This window comes from Aestuariivita sp. (genome assembly GCF_049276915.1).
Taxonomy (GTDB): domain Bacteria; phylum Pseudomonadota; class Alphaproteobacteria; order Rhodobacterales; family Rhodobacteraceae; genus Aestuariivita.
This window is the reverse complement of record NZ_JBASXK010000077.1, coordinates 1-15,624: the sequence shown is the minus strand read 5'-3', so window position 1 is coordinate 15,624 and position 15,624 is coordinate 1. Positions and strand designations below refer to the sequence as shown.

15 protein-coding genes and 1 pseudogene are annotated in these 15,624 nt (G+C 60.2%); 2 read left to right on the top strand and 14 right to left on the bottom strand.

Annotation, left to right across the window (positions count from 1 at the left end; genetic code table 11):
- A pseudogene (locus WAO69_RS08260) lies at positions 1–192 on the bottom strand (integrase core domain-containing protein); the annotation flags it as partial.
- 320 nt (positions 193–512) lie between these two features.
- Here WAO69_RS08260 and WAO69_RS08255 point away from each other — a divergent pair.
- Positions 513–2,111, top strand: a complete 1,599-nt coding sequence (locus WAO69_RS08255) for a phosphoenolpyruvate carboxykinase (RefSeq protein WP_422177925.1) — start codon at positions 513–515, stop codon at positions 2,109–2,111.
- Positions 2,112–2,166: 55 nt separating this feature from the next.
- On the opposite strand, the gene WAO69_RS08250 is transcribed toward WAO69_RS08255, so the two are convergent.
- The gene (locus WAO69_RS08250) at positions 2,167–2,934 is read right to left on the bottom strand and encodes a sulfite exporter TauE/SafE family protein (protein WP_422177923.1); all 768 of its coding nucleotides are present in this window, start codon (positions 2,932–2,934) and stop codon (positions 2,167–2,169) included.
- A 219-nt stretch (positions 2,935–3,153) separates the two neighbouring features.
- On the opposite strand from WAO69_RS08250, the gene WAO69_RS08245 reads away from it, so the two are divergent.
- Positions 3,154–4,842, top strand: coding sequence for an acyl-CoA dehydrogenase family protein (locus WAO69_RS08245; RefSeq protein ID WP_422177921.1), 1,689 nt, complete (start codon positions 3,154–3,156; stop codon positions 4,840–4,842).
- Between the two features lie 89 nt (positions 4,843–4,931).
- Here the strand turns inward: WAO69_RS08245 and recO are convergent, their stop codons facing one another.
- The 12 genes from recO to folK all read right to left on the bottom strand — a co-directional run bounded on the left by recO (position 4,932) and on the right by folK (position 15,359).
- Entirely contained in the window at positions 4,932–5,657 is a 726-nt protein-coding gene (gene recO, locus WAO69_RS08240; protein ID WP_422177919.1) for a DNA repair protein RecO, read from the bottom strand.
- A gap of 97 nt (positions 5,658–5,754) precedes the next feature.
- Complete coding sequence (locus WAO69_RS08235) at positions 5,755–6,084, bottom strand: DUF1491 family protein (protein WP_422177917.1); 330 nt, start codon at positions 6,082–6,084, stop codon at positions 5,755–5,757.
- A complete protein-coding gene (era, locus tag WAO69_RS08230) occupies positions 6,081–6,989 on the bottom strand; it encodes a GTPase Era (RefSeq protein WP_422177915.1) in 909 nt (302 codons plus the stop codon). Before era ends, WAO69_RS08235 begins: the two co-directional genes overlap by 4 nt.
- A gap of 164 nt (positions 6,990–7,153) precedes the next feature.
- Complete coding sequence (gene rnc / locus WAO69_RS08225; RefSeq protein ID WP_422177913.1) at positions 7,154–7,837, bottom strand: ribonuclease III; 684 nt, start codon at positions 7,835–7,837, stop codon at positions 7,154–7,156.
- Positions 7,834–8,670, bottom strand: coding sequence for a signal peptidase I (lepB, locus tag WAO69_RS08220; RefSeq protein WP_422177911.1), 837 nt, complete (start codon positions 8,668–8,670; stop codon positions 7,834–7,836). The genes rnc and lepB overlap by 4 nt, the downstream gene beginning before the upstream one ends.
- A 34-nt stretch (positions 8,671–8,704) precedes the next feature.
- Positions 8,705–9,148 carry a holo-ACP synthase gene (acpS, locus tag WAO69_RS08215; protein ID WP_422177909.1) on the bottom strand — a complete coding sequence of 148 codons (444 nt, stop codon included), beginning with the start codon at positions 9,146–9,148 and terminating at the stop codon, positions 8,705–8,707.
- A 14-nt stretch (positions 9,149–9,162) separates the two neighbouring features.
- Complete coding sequence (locus tag WAO69_RS08210) at positions 9,163–10,620, bottom strand: alpha/beta hydrolase (protein ID WP_422177907.1); 1,458 nt, start codon at positions 10,618–10,620, stop codon at positions 9,163–9,165.
- 72 nt (positions 10,621–10,692) lie between these two features.
- A complete protein-coding gene (locus tag WAO69_RS08205; RefSeq protein ID WP_422177905.1) occupies positions 10,693–11,442 on the bottom strand; it encodes a pyridoxine 5'-phosphate synthase in 750 nt (249 codons plus the stop codon).
- A 30-nt stretch (positions 11,443–11,472) separates the two neighbouring features.
- Positions 11,473–12,126: a DUF2062 domain-containing protein gene (locus WAO69_RS08200; protein WP_422177903.1), complete on the bottom strand. Its 654-nt coding sequence runs from the start codon at positions 12,124–12,126 to the stop codon at positions 11,473–11,475.
- Positions 12,127–12,158: 32 nt separating this feature from the next.
- On the bottom strand, positions 12,159–14,291 hold the full coding sequence (locus tag WAO69_RS08195; RefSeq protein WP_422177901.1) for a RelA/SpoT family protein: 2,133 nt from the start codon (positions 14,289–14,291) through the stop codon (positions 12,159–12,161).
- A 19-nt stretch (positions 14,292–14,310) separates the two neighbouring features.
- Positions 14,311–14,664 (bottom strand): DNA-directed RNA polymerase subunit omega, encoded by a 354-nt coding sequence (gene rpoZ / locus WAO69_RS08190; protein WP_422177899.1) that lies wholly within the window; start codon positions 14,662–14,664, stop codon positions 14,311–14,313.
- Positions 14,665–14,801: 137 nt separating this feature from the next.
- Positions 14,802–15,359, bottom strand: coding sequence for a 2-amino-4-hydroxy-6-hydroxymethyldihydropteridine diphosphokinase (gene folK / locus WAO69_RS08185; protein WP_422177897.1), 558 nt, complete (start codon positions 15,357–15,359; stop codon positions 14,802–14,804).
- Positions 15,360–15,624: the final 265 nt, after the last annotated feature.

The following is a 15,624-nucleotide window of genomic DNA, read 5'->3' as shown; positions in this document are numbered from 1 at the left end:
TTTTCGTGTTTCACTTTGTTCGAAGTATGCCGCGTCTGGCGTGCGCTTGTCGAGGGCGGTGTGAGGCCGCTCTGCGTTGTAAAAGCCGATCCAGTCGTCGATGATCCTTTTGGCTTGAAAGCCGTTGGTGATCTCGTGCAGATACACTGCTTCCTGCTTCAGGGATCGCCAGAGCCGCTCGATGAAGATGTTTTTTTCTTTATTCATCGCCTTTTTGCCCGACCGAATCAATCCTTAAGTGCGAATCAGCCACCAAACGGTGTTCATTGCGCCACAAATTCCTTGCAAGATCATGAAATCGCCCCCCCCTCTGCGGCATCATCCGGAGATGGTTGCGCTAACCGTCGCCGTGGTGGCGCTAACTGCGCAAAACCGTTCTGTTCATGCGCCGAAGCCTCATGTTAAGAGCAGCGCGCAACCTGTATCCGATCACGCATTCCGTGATCAGATCGACAATGACGCGCTGGCGTGGACACCAAGCCACAAGCACAGCCTACAGGAGACACGAGCATATGACATTTGGACGGGTAAACCCGCAGTTCCAGCTTGAAGATCAAGGCATTAGCGGGCTGGGCAATGTCTATTACAACCTGATGGAACCAGCGCTGATGGAAGTTGCGATCAAGCGCGCAGAAGGTACGTTGGGGAAAGGTGGCGCGTTTCTTGTGACCACGGGCAAGTTCACGGGCCGTTCGCCCAAGGACAAACATGTCGTCAAAACCGACAGCGTTGCCGACACCATCTGGTGGGACAACAACGCCGCGATGAGCCCGGAAGGCTTTGATGCGCTCTATGTCGACATGCTCGAACATATGAAGGGGCGCGATTATTTCGTGCAGGATCTGATCGGCGGTGCCGACCCGGCGCATTCTATCAATGTACGCATGGTGACCGAACTGGCCTGGCACGGTCTTTTCATCCGCCATATGCTGCGCCGCCCGGACCGGTCGGAACTGGACGAGTTCACATCGGACTTTACCGTCATCAACTGCCCCAGCTTTCAGGCAGACCCTGCCAAGCATGATTGCCGCAGCGAAACCGTGATCGCGATGAACTTTGATCGCAAGCTGATCCTGATCGGCGGCACGGAATATGCCGGTGAGAACAAGAAATCCGTCTTTACGCTGCTGAACTACCTGTTGCCGGCGAAAGGCATCATGCCGATGCATTGTTCGGCCAACCACGCACCGGGCAATCCCGTGGACACCGCGGTCTTCTTTGGCCTTTCGGGAACGGGCAAGACCACCCTCTCGGCTGACCCCGAGCGCGTGCTGATTGGCGACGACGAACACGGCTGGTCAGATCGCGGAACCTTCAACTTTGAAGGCGGCTGTTATGCCAAGACAATCTCGCTCAGCCCCGAGGCGGAACCCGAGATCTACGCCACTACGGAAAAATTCGGCACGATCATCGAGAACATGGTGTTTGACCCCGAGACATTCGATCTGGATTTCGAAGATGACAGCCTGACGGCGAACATGCGCTGCGCCTATCCGCTGAACTATATCTCGAATGCCTCGGAAACCGCTCTGGGCGGGCATCCCAAGAACATCATCATGCTGACCTGCGATGCGTTCGGTGTGCTGCCCCCGATCGCACGCCTGACACCTGCGCAAGCGATGTATCACTTCCTGTCGGGCTTCACCGCCAAGGTCGCCGGCACCGAGCGTGGCGTGACCGAACCCCAGCCCACGTTCTCGACATGCTTTGGCGCACCTTTCATGCCGCGCCGCCCCGAGGTCTATGGCAACCTGCTGCGCGAAAAGATCGCCCAGCATGGCGCGACCTGCTGGCTGGTGAATACCGGCTGGACAGGTGGGGCCTATGGCGAAGGCAACCGCATGCCGATCAAGGCGACCCGCGCGCTGCTGACCGCCGCTCTGGACGGCACGCTGGCGGATACAAGCTTCCGCAAGGACGACAACTTTGGCTTTGACGTGCCCGAATCGGTGCCCGGTGTTCCCGAGATGCTGCTCAATCCGCGCCGCACCTGGGACGACAAGGCCGCCTATGACACGCAGGCCGCGAAACTTGTTCAAATGTTTGCCGATAACTTCGAGCAATACCTGCCCTATATAGACGATGATGTGAAAGCCGCCGCGATCGGCTGAACCTGGCATCTTCGCAAGACAAGAAAGCCCCGGCCCTGCGCCGGGGCTTTTGCGTTCAGCCGATGATCCCACGGCGAATGAGGTTCAGACCGGCAATGATCAGCACCGACAGGGTCGATTTGCGAAACAGATCTGCATCCATACGATCCTGCAGCCGGAACCCGATCCACATCCCCGCGAAAGCCGGAATAACCAGCATCGCCGACAGCGGTGCCGTTTCGGCGTTCAGAAGACCGGACTTGAGATGTGCCACCACCAGCGCAACGGATCCGGTTCCGTAAATCACACCCTGAACGATCATCTGACGCGCCTTGGTCGTATTGATCGCCATAAGATAAAGCACCGTGGTCGGGCCCCATATTCCGGCCACGCCGCCCAAAAGGCCGGAAATCAGGCCGATCCCCCATTCCGCCGCGCGCCGCCGCTCGGGCGCGATTTGCAGACGCCAGCCCGCAAGTTGAACGACACAAAGCGTCACGATCGGCACTCCAAGCACCAGGTAAAACACCTGGTGCGGAATGAAGACCACCGTCTGGGCAACCACGACGATCGACAGGCACACAACTGTCAGATAGCGCCAATATTCTCGCGCCGCGCTCAGCGCTTCGGCCAGACCCTGCCGGAAGGTTTGCAGACCATTTGACACCAAGACCGGGATGATCATCGCGGCCAGAGCCAGCTTGGGATCCATAACCGTGGACAGACCCGAGATCATGATCAAGGGCATGGCAAAGCCGACTGCACCCTTCACCACGCCCGCAGCCATCGTTATGAAAAAGGCCAGCAGCAAGACTGCCGGGGCCTGCCCCGCCATTTCAATCATGAGTTCAACCGTGTTATCAGTGCACTGCGCACTCTTTGCCGCAACACTGTCCTGTTTGAAAGGCGAAGGCCACAGGGCAATGAATCAAACGCTTGAAGCTTGAGGGTTTCGCCCTAGGCCGAGTAATATTAATTAATCCTGAGATTGTTTTTAGCATTTTTGTTGCGCTGCAACTGCGAAATGATTAGGACCAAGCGGACTCGAAAAAGGATGTATCAGATGGCCCATGATGGACAGGACCTTGGCATGACCAAACAGGTTATCCTTCCCGATCTTTTGACCCTGACCGGAGCGGCAATCGCCCCTGTCGAAACCGTCTTTGAAACCGCCCGGTCGCGGGTGCGCCTGGCGGTCAGCGAGGACGGGCGCGTTTCAGGTGCCTTGGTCGAGGCCGAGCAAACCGCGACCCATGGGCTGGCCTGGCTGGCGACCTATCTGGAATCGCTGCGCCAGATGCAGAAATGGGCGCAAGCGCTGCAGGCCCAGGGCAAGTTCGGCGAAATCGAGCAGCTGATCCATCAGATCATGTTCGGAGAATACCTCTGGCAGATTTACGGCGGCATCCAGATGAACCAGGGCGAGATCCTGCGCCTGCAGGATATGGGTCTGGATCAGGATGACATGCGCGCTCTGATGACCCCCGAGGTCATGACGCTCACCCAAACCGGCAACACCCAGGCCGCGCGCCTGCGTCTGGTCGCGCTGATGCAGGAGCAAAAGGCCAACGGCATGTTCGGCGCATCGGGACTGGATGAAGAACTGGAGATGATCCGCGATCAGTTCCGCCGCTACGCCAGCGAAAATGTCGAGCCCTTCGCCCATGACTGGCACCTCAAGGACGAGTTGATCCCGATGGAGATCATCGACGAACTGGCCGAGATGGGCGTGTTCGGCCTGACCATCCCCGAAGAATATGGTGGATTCGGTCTCTCCAAGGCCTCCATGTGTGTCGTATCCGAAGAGCTGTCACGCGGCTATATCGGCGTCGGCTCCCTTGGCACGCGCTCCGAGATCGCGGCCGAGCTGATCATCGCGGGCGGCACCGAAGAACAGAAACAGAAATGGCTGCCGAAACTGGCCAGCGCCGAAACGCTGCCAACGGCCGTGTTCACCGAACCCAACACCGGCTCGGATCTCGGCAGCCTGCGCACCCGCGCGGTCAAGGATGAAAACGGCGATTACAAGATCACCGGCAACAAGACCTGGATCACCCACGCCACACGCACGCAGGTGATGACGTTGCTGGCGCGCACCGATCCCGATACGTCTGACTACAAGGGCCTGTCGATGTTCCTGGCCGAGAAGATACCGGGCACAGACGAAAACCCCTTCCCGACCGAGGGCATGACCGGTGGCGAGATCGAAGTTCTCGGCTATCGCGGCATGAAGGAATACGAGCTGGGTTTCGACAACTTCCACGTCAAGGGCGAGAACCTTCTGGGCGGCGAAGAAGGCAAGGGCTTCAAGCAGCTGATGGAAACCTTTGAATCGGCCCGTATCCAGACCGCCGCCCGCGCCATCGGCGTGGCGCAATCCGCGCTGGATATCTCGATGCAATATGCCGAGGATCGCAAACAGTTCGGCAAGTCCCTGATCAACTTCCCGCGTGTCGCCAACAAACTGGCGATGATGGCGGTCGAGATCATGGTGGCCCGCCAGCTGACCTATTTCAGCGCCTTCGAAAAAGACGAAGGCCGGCGCTGCGATCTCGAAGCCGGGATGGCGAAACTCCTGGGCGCGCGCGTGGCCTGGGCGGCCGCGGATAACGGCCTTCAGATTCACGGCGGCAACGGATTTGCGCTGGAGTACAAGATCAGCCGTGTGCTCTGCGATGCCCGCATCCTCAACATCTTTGAGGGGGCCGCCGAGATCCAGGCCCAAGTGATCGCGCGCCGTCTTCTGGCCTGATCACTCCGTGCAATGACACAACGCGCCCGGCCATCCGGTCGGGCGCGTTTCCTTGCCCGCCAAGCCATCTGCGCGCCACCCATGAGGCGTCACAGCATCCGAACCACCTGATCGATGAAACGGGCGCGCGCCTCGGGCACAGGCTTGTGACCCAGCGCCGGGGCCAGCTTGTTTTGCAGAAAATAACCGGTCACGTCCAACGCCTGAGCGATCTCGCCATCTGCTGCGTCCCCTTCACCCAGCAAGCACAGCGGCAAGGGCAATAACCGGTCCGCCCAGTCACCCGCTCCGGCTCTGGACACCGCGCGCCCGGATTTCGGCGAGACATAGGCCAGACCCTCCTGCGCTCCGGTCACGGCGCAACAGGACAGATCAAGGCCAAAGCCGGTTTCTTCCAGCAGCCGCAACTCCCAGCGCAAATAGGCTAGCGGCCAGATCTCATCCTGCCCCAACAGATCCAAAAGCCGTTCACTCTCCCCATAAAGGGCTAGGTGGCTTTCACGTTCCGGCAAGGCAAAAGCCAGAAGGCTGGTCACCGCATTCAACCCCGCCAAGGCCAACCGCCCGGACATGGCCGCCGCCGCCCGACTGCGCAGCAGTTCCACCTGGAATGTCCCGATGTGATCTTCAAGCCGCGCGCGCCATCTCACGTCCAGCTGCGCGCCAGCCTGCAGAATCGGCGCGATCTTGCGACTGGTGCCACCCCGCACGACGCCCGCATGGCGCCCCTGTTCCGGCGTGAACACATCTATGATGACAGAGCTTTCGCCATGCCGCCGCGATGATAGCAATATGCCCTGACCACGCCACTCCATTCCCGAAAGATCAGCGCGCTGCGCTCAAAACACAAGGGACCATCATGGCTTCTTTCTGGTCAAAAATACCCAAATGACCCGCCCCATATGTCCAAGACTAGCTCAGCCCCTCCTGGTCCAGCAGATGCCGCCCCGCCCGATCCTCGACCTCGATCACCCAGAGATCCGGATCAAACCCGCGCTGGCGCGCGACAGCCGCATCCACATCGCTCTCTCCACCCTCGCACAGGATAACCCAGGCGCGCTCGCCGCTCATCAGATCGAACGCGCGTTGAAAGGCCTTTGCCTGCCCGTCCAGCGTGTTGAGCTTGACCAGAACCGCCCCGCCTGTGTCATCCCCATGGGCCACCACAAAGGCGGGGATATCGGCAAAGCGCAATCGCGCCAGATAGGCATCCACCCAGAACCGCGCAGTCAGCCGGGTCATGCGTTCCCGTCTTTGAACTCAAGACCCATTTCGGAATAGCGCTCGGACTCTTCCAGCCAGTTGGGGCGCACCTTGACCTGCAGGAACAGATGCACCTTGCGCCCCAGAAACTCTTCCAGCTCATGGCGCGCGGCGGTGCTGACCGCTTTGATCGTCTCGCCCTTCTTGCCCAGCAAAATGCCCTTGTGACCATCGCGCATCACATAGATCAGCTGATCAATCCGGGCCGAGCCGTCAGGGCGTTCTTCCCAGTTCTCGGTCTCGACCGTCAATTGATAGGGCAATTCCTGATGCAGCCGCAGGGTCAGTTTCTCGCGGGTCATTTCGGCCGCGATCATGCGCATCGGCAGATCGGCAATCTGATCTTCGGGATAAAGCCAGGGGCCTTCGGGCAGTTCTCCAGCCAGCCAGTCGCGCAGGTCTTCGACGCCATGCCCGCGTTCGGCCGAGATCATGAAGGTGCGCGCGAAGGCGAACCGCTCATTGAGATCCTGCGACAGGCCCAACAGAACTTCGGTATCGACCTTGTCGATCTTGTTGATCGCCAGGGCCACCATGCGCCCCTTGGATACATCCCCCAGGCCTGCAAGGATGCGCTCGACGCCTTCGGTCACACCCCGATGCGCCTCGACCAGCAGGACAACGATATCGGCATCCGACGCTCCACCCCAGGCCGCCGCGACCATGGCGCGATCCAGACGGCGGCGCGGTTGAAACAGGCCGGGTGTGTCCACAAAGACGATCTGTGTCTCACCCGCCATCGCCACGCCGCGGATTCGCGCACGGGTCGTTTGCACCTTGTGGGTCACGATCGACACCTTGGCACCGACCATACGGTTCATGAGAGTGGACTTGCCCGCATTGGGTTCACCAATCAGGGCTACAAATCCGGCGCGTGTCGTCATGTCAGCGTCCCTTTCAGGAGATGCATTGGTGTATCTCTTGTGCCCGCACAAGACCAGAGTCTGGTTGAACTCAAAGCGCGATGCAATCGGTGCGCGCCATTCGTTAGCCTTGCCCCTGGATCAGCGTGACAGCTTTGACCGTCCCGATCGTCCGCAATGAAAGTTCAGACATCTTCCAGCGAGGCCAGCAATGCCGTCGCAGCCGCCTGCTCTGCCTGCCGCTTGGAGCCTGCACTGGCTTGCGACTGAGCCCCCGTCTCCAGACGCGCCGCGATGGTGAAAACCGGGGCATGATCCGGACCCGAGCGCGACAGTTCGACATATTCCGGCGGTGGCATGCCGCGCGCCTGCGCCCATTCCTGCAGCGCGGTCTTGGCATCACGGGCGTCACCTTTGACCTGCGCCACCCGTTTGCCCCATAGCCGCAATATGAGGTCTCGCGCGGCCTCAAAGCCGGCGTCGCTGTAAACGGCCGCAATCACCGCTTCCATTGCATCCCCCAGCAAGGCCTGTTTGCGACGCCCGCCCGACAGCATCTCCGAGCGGCCCAGCCGCAGCACGGCCCCCAGATCGATCTCGCGCGCCACATCTGCACAGGTTTCTTTGCGCACCAGCGCATTGAAGCGCGGGGCCAGCTGCCCTTCCGAGGCCTCAAGATCCTGATCCAGAAGCGCTTCGGACAACACCAGGCCCAGAACCCTGTCGCCCAGAAACTCAAGCCGCTGATTGTCTTCCCGACCGGGCGATCCGACCGAGGAATGGGTGACCGCACACACCAGAAGCGCGGGGTCGGCAAAATGATGGCCGATCCGCGCCTCGAAGGCTTTCAGTTCACCCGAGAGCTTCACTCGATCCTCTTGAAGAACCGATCGCCGCGCCATGTCCAGAACGCGAAAAGCGAAGAGCCTGCCGAAGAAAACAGGATGCGGTCCGCGCGGCCCACCAGGTTCTCGTAGGGCACGAAGCCCACGCCACTCGCGCGTGTCGAAAAACGGCTGTCGGATGAGTTGTCGCGGTTGTCGCCCAGGAAAAAGTAATGCCCCTCGGGCACGGTAAAGACCGGCGTGTTGTCCGAGCTTTGATCCCCGATGTTCAGGATCACGTGGCTGCGCCCGCCGGGCAGCGTCTCGATCTGGCGCGATTTCTCGCAGAGACCGCCACGACCAACCACGCCGTTCTCACAGCGCGGGGACACTCGGCCGGGGCCCTGCAACTCGGATATCTCGGTAAAGACACCGGCGTCTTCAAGCTCGACAGGTGTGCCGTTGACATGCAGCACACCCTGAATCAGCTGGACACGCTCTCCCGGCATGCCCACGACGCGCTTGATGAAATCAAGGCCCGTCACAGGGTGGCGGAACACCGCGACATCTCCGCGTTCGGGCTCGCCGCCCCAGATTCGCGTGTTGTCGCCTTTCAGGAAACCGCAGAGATCTTCGGCATCGATATCAATACCTACCGCGGCAATCCGGATACTCGGGCATGAGGCATAGGAATAGCCATAAGCCATCTTGTTGACGAAGAGGAAATCGCCCACCAGCAGCGTTTCCTTCATCGACCCCGAGGGAATCCAGAAGGGCTGAAAGAACAAGGTCCTGAACACGCCCGCAATCAGCAGCGCATAAACAACGGTCTTGATCGTCTCGATGATAGCGCCCGAAGACTTTTCTTTCGCGGCCATAAGGCTCTCCGTCTGGGTTTGGACCTTTGGGCCGCTACATGCGGGCCGGGCCGGGGTAAGTCAAGGTGGGTGCGGTTTCGTCATCGGGACGCGCCTCGATGACGACAAAGGCCTGCGCCCAGGGGTGATCATCCGTCAACGTGACATGGATGATCGCGGTATGGCCTTCAGGCGTCAATTCGCGCAAGCGCTGGGCCGCCCAGCCCGTGACATGCATGACGGGCTGTCCTGTGGGCAGGTTGCTGACCGCCATATCCTTCCACGCGATTCCCATGCGCAGGCCTGTGCCCAGCGCCTTGGAACAGGCTTCCTTGGCAGCCCAGCGCTTGGCATAGGTTCCCGCGGTATCGCGCCTGCGTTCGGCTTTGCGTTGCTCCGTTTCGGTGAAGACGCGATTGCGAAAGCGATCTCCAAAGCGATCCAGCGTTTTCTGAATGCGCTCGATGTTTGCCAGATCGGTGCCGACGCCCAGGATCATCACTCGCTTCCTTCTTATCCGGTGGCGAACATGGGGAAACTGACGCCCAGCGCCCAGGCCAGACACAGGCCAAGCCCGATGCCAGCCGCCATGGCACCTTCCCGTTGCGCCACCCAGCGGCCAACAAGACCGAACAGGGCGTAGAACATCACGATCACCGGGGCAATCATGATCAGGAAGAACAGGCCCTGAAAATCCAGTGACACAGCAAAGCCAAGCGATGCAAGGAACGCCACCCGCGCCAGAACACGGCGCAGGATCGAGGCTCGCCCGCCATCTGTCACCAAAGCATCCGCCAGCATGAAGGGCACAGCCCCCAATGCCAGCGCCGCAATAATGACCACGCGTTCCGGGATCGGCAGAAAATTCGCCGCATAGCGATCAAGGGCCAGCCCGAACAATCCCAACCCCCAAACCAGTATCGCCAGAACACCGATCCACGAGACACGGCCGAAGCTGACGTTGAAATATCGCAACAACGCCAATTGGATCAGTCCAAAGAGACCCAGATGCACCGCTAGATGATCGGCCACCAGAACCGGCAGGGCCTGGGGGTCGATCCAGACCGCAAGTGGCGGCGCGATCAGCGCAGGCACCAGCAGAACCGCCGCAAACCGAGACCTGGACAGCGCGTCACGCGCTGGATCGGGCCGCGCCGGCAGCAACCGCGACAAGGGGCGCGCAAGGCCCACGATGGCGATCAGCAGGATCAGCGTCCATGGCCCGGTCGCAGGGATCGCCGGCACCTCGGTACGGCCATAATAGGCATTGAGCCACGCAACCGCTTCGGCCCGCCCCGGACGGCTGTGCAGGACACCGACATGCTCCGCCAGCGGCGCGACAACAGCCTTGCGCGATACCGCGCCTGACTGCGCCAACTCTCCCTCAGCGATGGACGGATCCACCATGGCAACCGCGCGCTGCGCAAAAGCGCGCAATCCCGGCTCCCACGCGCCTGTGATCATCAGCATCGACGGCGGCTGATCTGCGGTCACCTCCTGGGAAAACGCCGAAATCACGACCAGCGGGCCAATCAGTTCCGGCTCTTGAATGGCAGCGCGGATCAGAATGTCGGTCGCCATGGAGTGCCCCAGCAAGGCAACTGGCCTGTCACTCTGAGCCGAGGCGACAACCTGCAGCGTTTGCTCGACCAGCAAGCGGGTTGTTCCGTCGATCGAGCCTACATCCCCGGACATCGGCACGGGGTGGCGGCCATGCCCCTCGAAATCAAAGGCCAACACGCGGTATCCGGCTTGCGCAAGGGGCAACGCATAGCCCTGCATCATCTGGAGCGAACCGGCAAAGCCATGGGCGATCACCACGGTCGGGCCATCGCCCTCATGGATCGTGACAGGTGTCGGCCCCACATGGGTTTTCGACATCGAAACCCCCGCCCGGGCACCTTCCAGTACATAAAGGGCCGCGCCCGATATCAGCAGGCCAATCGTCAGGGCCAGCCAGGCACCGCGCATCTCAGCCAGCCGCCGCAAGCATCGGGACAACGCTCTTGTCACGCCCGCGCCCAAACGCCTGGCACAAGCCCATCAGCTGCGCGCCTCGTCCATCAGGCGGCGCATCTCGGCGATGGCAGGTTGCAACCCGCGAAAGATCGCCTCGCCAATGAGAAAATGCCCGATGTTCAGTTCCCGCACTTCGGGGAAAGCCGCGACCGGGCCGACGGTTTCATAGGTCAATCCGTGGCCCACATGAACCTCCAACCCAAGCCCATGGGCAAAGCTGGACATCTCGCGCAGCGCCTCCAGTTCACGGTCGCGGTCGTCAACGCGGCCCTCGTGATACGCATCGCAATACGCGCCGGAATGCAGTTCGATCACCTCGGCACCGATGCGACGCGCGGCTTCGATCTGCCGTTTGTCAGCGGCGATGAAGATCGACACCCGGCACCCGGCATCGCGCAGCGGTGCGATGAAATGGGCCAGCCGGTTTTCTTCCCGCGCGACTTCCAGTCCGCCCTCGGTCGTGCGTTCTTCGCGTTTCTCGGGCACGATGCAGACGGCATGCGGTTTATGGCGCAACGCAATCTTCTGCATCTCGTCCGTTGCGGCCATCTCGAAATTCAACGGAACCGTCAGGATGTCCATCAGCCCCTCGATATCCGCATCCGAGATATGCCGGCGATCTTCGCGCAAATGCGCCGTGATGCCATCGGCTCCGGCCTCTTCAGCCAACCGGGCCGCGCGCAACGGGTCAGGCGTGTCACCGCCGCGTGCATTGCGCACAGTCGCCACGTGATCGATGTTCACGCCAAGGCGCAAAGGGTACAGGCCAGACATAGGCAAATCTCCAAATTCAGAATTCAAAACCTAGTCCGCTTTCCGTTTGGCGTCAGCCTTGGCGGCAGCTTTTTTCTTGATTGCAATCAGCTTGGCCTTGATCGCGCCCTTGCGGCGATGCTGGTAGGCCCGGATCAACGGCACGCTCAGGTAATAGCAGACCGATGCGGTAATCATACCCGGGATAAGGCCGCCGACCAGATAGGGAAAGAACACTTCGTCGTAAAAGACGGCCAGCCCATGCCAATCGGGTTGCTGATCGTTGAACAGCGTCATGAAGTTGTGCTTGAGATCACCGCCGGCATCGACAAACTTGCCGCCGAAAGACTTGTCCCCGACCTCGAATTCCGTCCCCAGCAGCCAGTGACCGGTCTGCAGCGAGACCACCCCGATGGGCACATATGTCAGTGGATTGCCGAAAAACGTCGCCATCAGCGATGCGATGATATTGCCCTGCATCAGCCGGGCGATCAAAGCCGCCGCAAGGAAATGCATGGTGTAAAACGGCGTGAAGGTCACAAATACACCGGCCCAGATCCCGCGCGCGATGCGTTCGGGGCTATCGGGCAAACGCCGCACCCGGTGCTTGACATAGTGAAACGCACGGGTCCACCCGCCACGGGGGTACAGAGCCTCTCCCATGGTGCGCAGCATTGTACGACGATCCCGGCGTTTGAATACCAAGTCAGAAAACCTTCTTGTGCCTTGTGTCCGCCTTAACCCACGATTGCGCGGTGGCGCACTTTATCCCGGTGCCGTTCCAAGGCAGCCACATCGCTGTCCGCTTCCAGCGTCAACATCAACGAGTGCAACTGCTCGATATCTCTCAATTCAACGTCGATCAGCAGCCGGTAGAAATCTGGTTTGCGATCCACGAAGTTCAAGTTCGAGATATTGGCCTTCTTCTCGCCGATCAATGTGCAAATACGCCCCAGGACGCCGGCATCGTTCCCGATGGTCAGATCAAGGGTCGTGCCATAGACCGGCGGATGGGTGCCCGCATGCCAATGCAGGTCGATCCAGCGGTTGGGCTGGTCTTCATACTCGCTGAGCAATTCGCAGTCGATCGCATGGACAACCACGCCCTTGCCGCGGAACGTGATGCCCACGATCCTCTCACCGGGGAGCGGCTGGCAACACGCGGCGCGCTCGAACGACTGCCCGGCCTGAAGGCCGATCACCGCCCGCCGCGGAGAAATCTGATCTCCCTGATCGGGGGCAAGTTCGGGATAGACCGCCTGCACGACCTCATGCCCGGTGATCTCGGCACTGCCAAGGCGGGCCAGCAACACCTCTCGGCTGTCCAGCCTCAGGTGTTTTGCCGCGGTGGTCAGAACCTTGTCCGTGGCCTTGCGATCCACATGTTCGAACGCCGCGCGGGCCAGTTCGCGGCCCAGCTTGATGAACCGCTCGCGGTCCACTTCGCGCAATGCACGCCGGATCGCGGTCTTGGCCTTGCCCGTCGTGGCAATATCCAGCCAGCTGGCTTGCGGTGTTTGGCCCTCAGCGGTGATGACCTCAACCGACTGTCCGTTTTTCAGCCGCGTCCAAAGCGGGACGCGCAGCCCGTCCACCTTGGCACCCACCACCGCTGATCCGATCCGGGTGTGGATCGCATAGGCGAAATCAATCGGCGTGGCACCACGCGGCAGCTTGACCACATCCCCCTTGGGCGTGAAGCAGAATACCTGGTCGGAATACATCTCAAGCTTGACCGCTTCGAGGAATTCGTCGTGATCGTCTTCGCCCTCGAATTGCTCGTTCAGCGATGAAATCCATTTGGCCGGATCGACGGCAAACGGGTTTTCCGAGCGCACCCCATCGCGATAGGACCAATGCGCCGCCACGCCGGTCTCTGCCACATCATGCATCTGCGTGGTGCGAATCTGCACCTCGACCCGCTTGCCGTCGCGTCCTGACACGGTTGCATGGATCGAGCGATAGCCGTTCGACTTGGGTTGGCTGATGTAATCCTTGAACCGCCCCGGCACCGCGCGCCAGCGCCGGTGGATCGCTCCCAGGGCGCGATAGCAATCTTCTTCCGTGCGCGTGATGATGCGAAAACCATAGATGTCAGACAGCCGCGAGAAGCCCTGCTCTTTCTCTTCCATCTTGCGCCAGATCGAATAGGGCTTCTTGGCGCGACCATAGACCTCGGCCTCGATCCCCGCCTTGGACAGTTCCGCGCGCATGTCACCGGTGATGCGATGGATCACATCCCCGCTTTCCTTCTGCAACATGATGAACCGGCGGATGATCGACTGTCGCCCTTCCGGGTTGAGCACGCGAAAGGCCAGGTCTTCCAGCTCTTCGCGCATCCACTGCATACCCATCCGGCCTGCCAGAGGCGCATAGATATCCATTGTCTCACGGGCTTTTTGCGCCTGTTTTTCCACACGCATCGCCTTGATCGTGCGCATGTTGTGCAGCCGGTCCGCCAGCTTGACCAGGATCACGCGCAGATCCTTGGACATTGCCATGAACAGCTTGCGGAAATTCTCGGCCTGCTTGGTCTCGTGACTGGAGAGCTGCAGGTTTGTCAGCTTGGTCACGCCATCCACCAGCATCGCGACCTCATCCCCAAAACGCTTCGCGACTTCGGAATAGGATGCTTTGGTGTCCTCGATGGTGTCATGCAGCAAGGCGGTGATGATCGTCGCATCATCCAGCCGCTGTTCGTTCAGGATCGCGGCCACGGCCACGGGATGCGAGAAATAGGGCTCTCCCGAATGACGGGTCTGGCCCTCATGCATCTCGCGGCCAAACTCATAGGCCGCGGTGATGCGCTCTGCATTGGTTTTCGGATTGTATGCGCGGACCAGCGCGATCAGGTCTTCAGAAGTGATCATCCCGTCCGCACCTGAAGGTTTAGCCCTGCCCTTGCGCCTCCATCAGCGCGCGCAGGAGTTTCTCTTCGGACATATCGTCGTCGGCAGGCTTGTCTGATTCGGCCCCCATCAGCAGTGCCATCTGGTCGTCTTCAGGCTCGTCGACTTCGATCTGTGTCTGGTTCGATTCGATCAGACGCTCACGCAGTTCATCAGCGCTCTGGGTCTCTTCGGCGATTTCACGCAGGGCAACGACGGGATTCTTGTCATTGTCGCGATCCACCGTGATCGGCGAACCCGAGGACACCTCACGGGCGCGATGCGCAGCCAGCATCACCAACTCAAAGCGGTTGGGAACCTTATCGACGCAGTCTTCTACCGTTACGCGGGCCATGAAAGAACTCCAATCATCAATCTCGTCCAGAAGGCGCTTATCTAATGGCAATCCAAAAGCTTGACAACCCGTGATATGTGGTGCTTCGGCACATGATCGCGCAGTATTCACCGCCCTCGGCCAAGCCCCCGCATTGCTCAGATCGGGCGCACGTCGGCCCTGTCTTCCTCCGGCAGCGCCGCACACATCTCAAGGACGCTGCCGCCCGTGACCGGATGCACCCAGTCGGGCGCGATATCGGCCAAAGGCACAAGCACAAAGGCGCGATCAGCAAGCCGGGGATGGGGCAGGATCAACTGATCGGGCGCGCGCAATTGCTGATCGGTCTGATCAAGATCGACCCAGGCTCCCTGCGTCGCACGGTCCGGCAGAATGCTGTCCCCCATGGCAATGAGATCAAGGTCCAGCGTCCGCATTCCCCAGCGCGTCTCACGGTTGCGGCCCATACGCTCTTCGATACGATGAAGACGGGCCAGAATCTCATCTGGCTTGAGGTCGCTTTGCACGACCGCTGCCGCGTTGACATAGTCCGGTCCGGCCCCCGCCGGAAAGCATGGCGTCGCGAAAAACCGGCTGACACTTCGAATCACAAGATCCTCAGATGCCATCTCCTGCAGTGCGCGGCGCAGATTTGACGCTGGGTCACCCGTCGGTTCAGGCAGGTTTGCGCCTAAGGCAACAAGGGCTTTTGACATTTACTCGCTCGCAATCGATTGTTAATCGATCAAATGTCAGGCTTATGGTATAGTTGCAAAACCCTTTTTTTATTCTTTTCGCGCGCTGAAGATCCAACCCACTCATGGACAGATTGAGCACGTTTGCCGATTGGAAGGGAGTTATGCCCGAAAGTTGGTGATGGTCTGAAGTAGGCGGCATATCATGGCGGTGTTCAAGACGCCGTCGTTCTCAAAGAGAAAGGATATGCCACCATGGCCAAATCTACTGTTGTACCATTCGAAC

Bases quoted from the DNA above. Each gene is read 5' to 3' on its own strand.
- WAO69_RS08235 (WP_422177917.1), bottom strand. From the start codon at position 6,084: ATGACCCGGCTGACTGCGCGGTTCTGGGTGGATGCCTATCTGGCGCGA.
- folK (WP_422177897.1), bottom strand. From the start codon at position 15,359: ATGTCAAAAGCCCTTGTTGCCTTAGGCGCAAACCTGCCTGAACCGACG.
- WAO69_RS08250 (WP_422177923.1), bottom strand. From the start codon at position 2,934: ATGATTGAAATGGCGGGGCAGGCCCCGGCAGTCTTGCTGCTGGCCTTT.
- recO (WP_422177919.1), bottom strand. From the start codon at position 5,657: ATGGAGTGGCGTGGTCAGGGCATATTGCTATCATCGCGGCGGCATGGC.
- rpoZ (WP_422177899.1), bottom strand. From the start codon at position 14,664: ATGGCCCGCGTAACGGTAGAAGACTGCGTCGATAAGGTTCCCAACCGC.
- acpS (WP_422177909.1), bottom strand. From the start codon at position 9,148: ATGATCCTGGGCGTCGGCACCGATCTGGCAAACATCGAGCGCATTCAG.
- lepB (WP_422177911.1), bottom strand. From the start codon at position 8,670: ATGGCCGCGAAAGAAAAGTCTTCGGGCGCTATCATCGAGACGATCAAG.
- WAO69_RS08255 (WP_422177925.1), top strand. From the start codon at position 513: ATGACATTTGGACGGGTAAACCCGCAGTTCCAGCTTGAAGATCAAGGC.
- WAO69_RS08245 (WP_422177921.1), top strand. From the start codon at position 3,154: ATGGCCCATGATGGACAGGACCTTGGCATGACCAAACAGGTTATCCTT.
- WAO69_RS08210 (WP_422177907.1), bottom strand. From the start codon at position 10,620: ATGCGCGGTGCCTGGCTGGCCCTGACGATTGGCCTGCTGATATCGGGC.
- era (WP_422177915.1), bottom strand. From the start codon at position 6,989: ATGACGACACGCGCCGGATTTGTAGCCCTGATTGGTGAACCCAATGCG.
- WAO69_RS08195 (WP_422177901.1), bottom strand. From the start codon at position 14,291: ATGATCACTTCTGAAGACCTGATCGCGCTGGTCCGCGCATACAATCCG.
- WAO69_RS08205 (WP_422177905.1), bottom strand. From the start codon at position 11,442: ATGTCTGGCCTGTACCCTTTGCGCCTTGGCGTGAACATCGATCACGTG.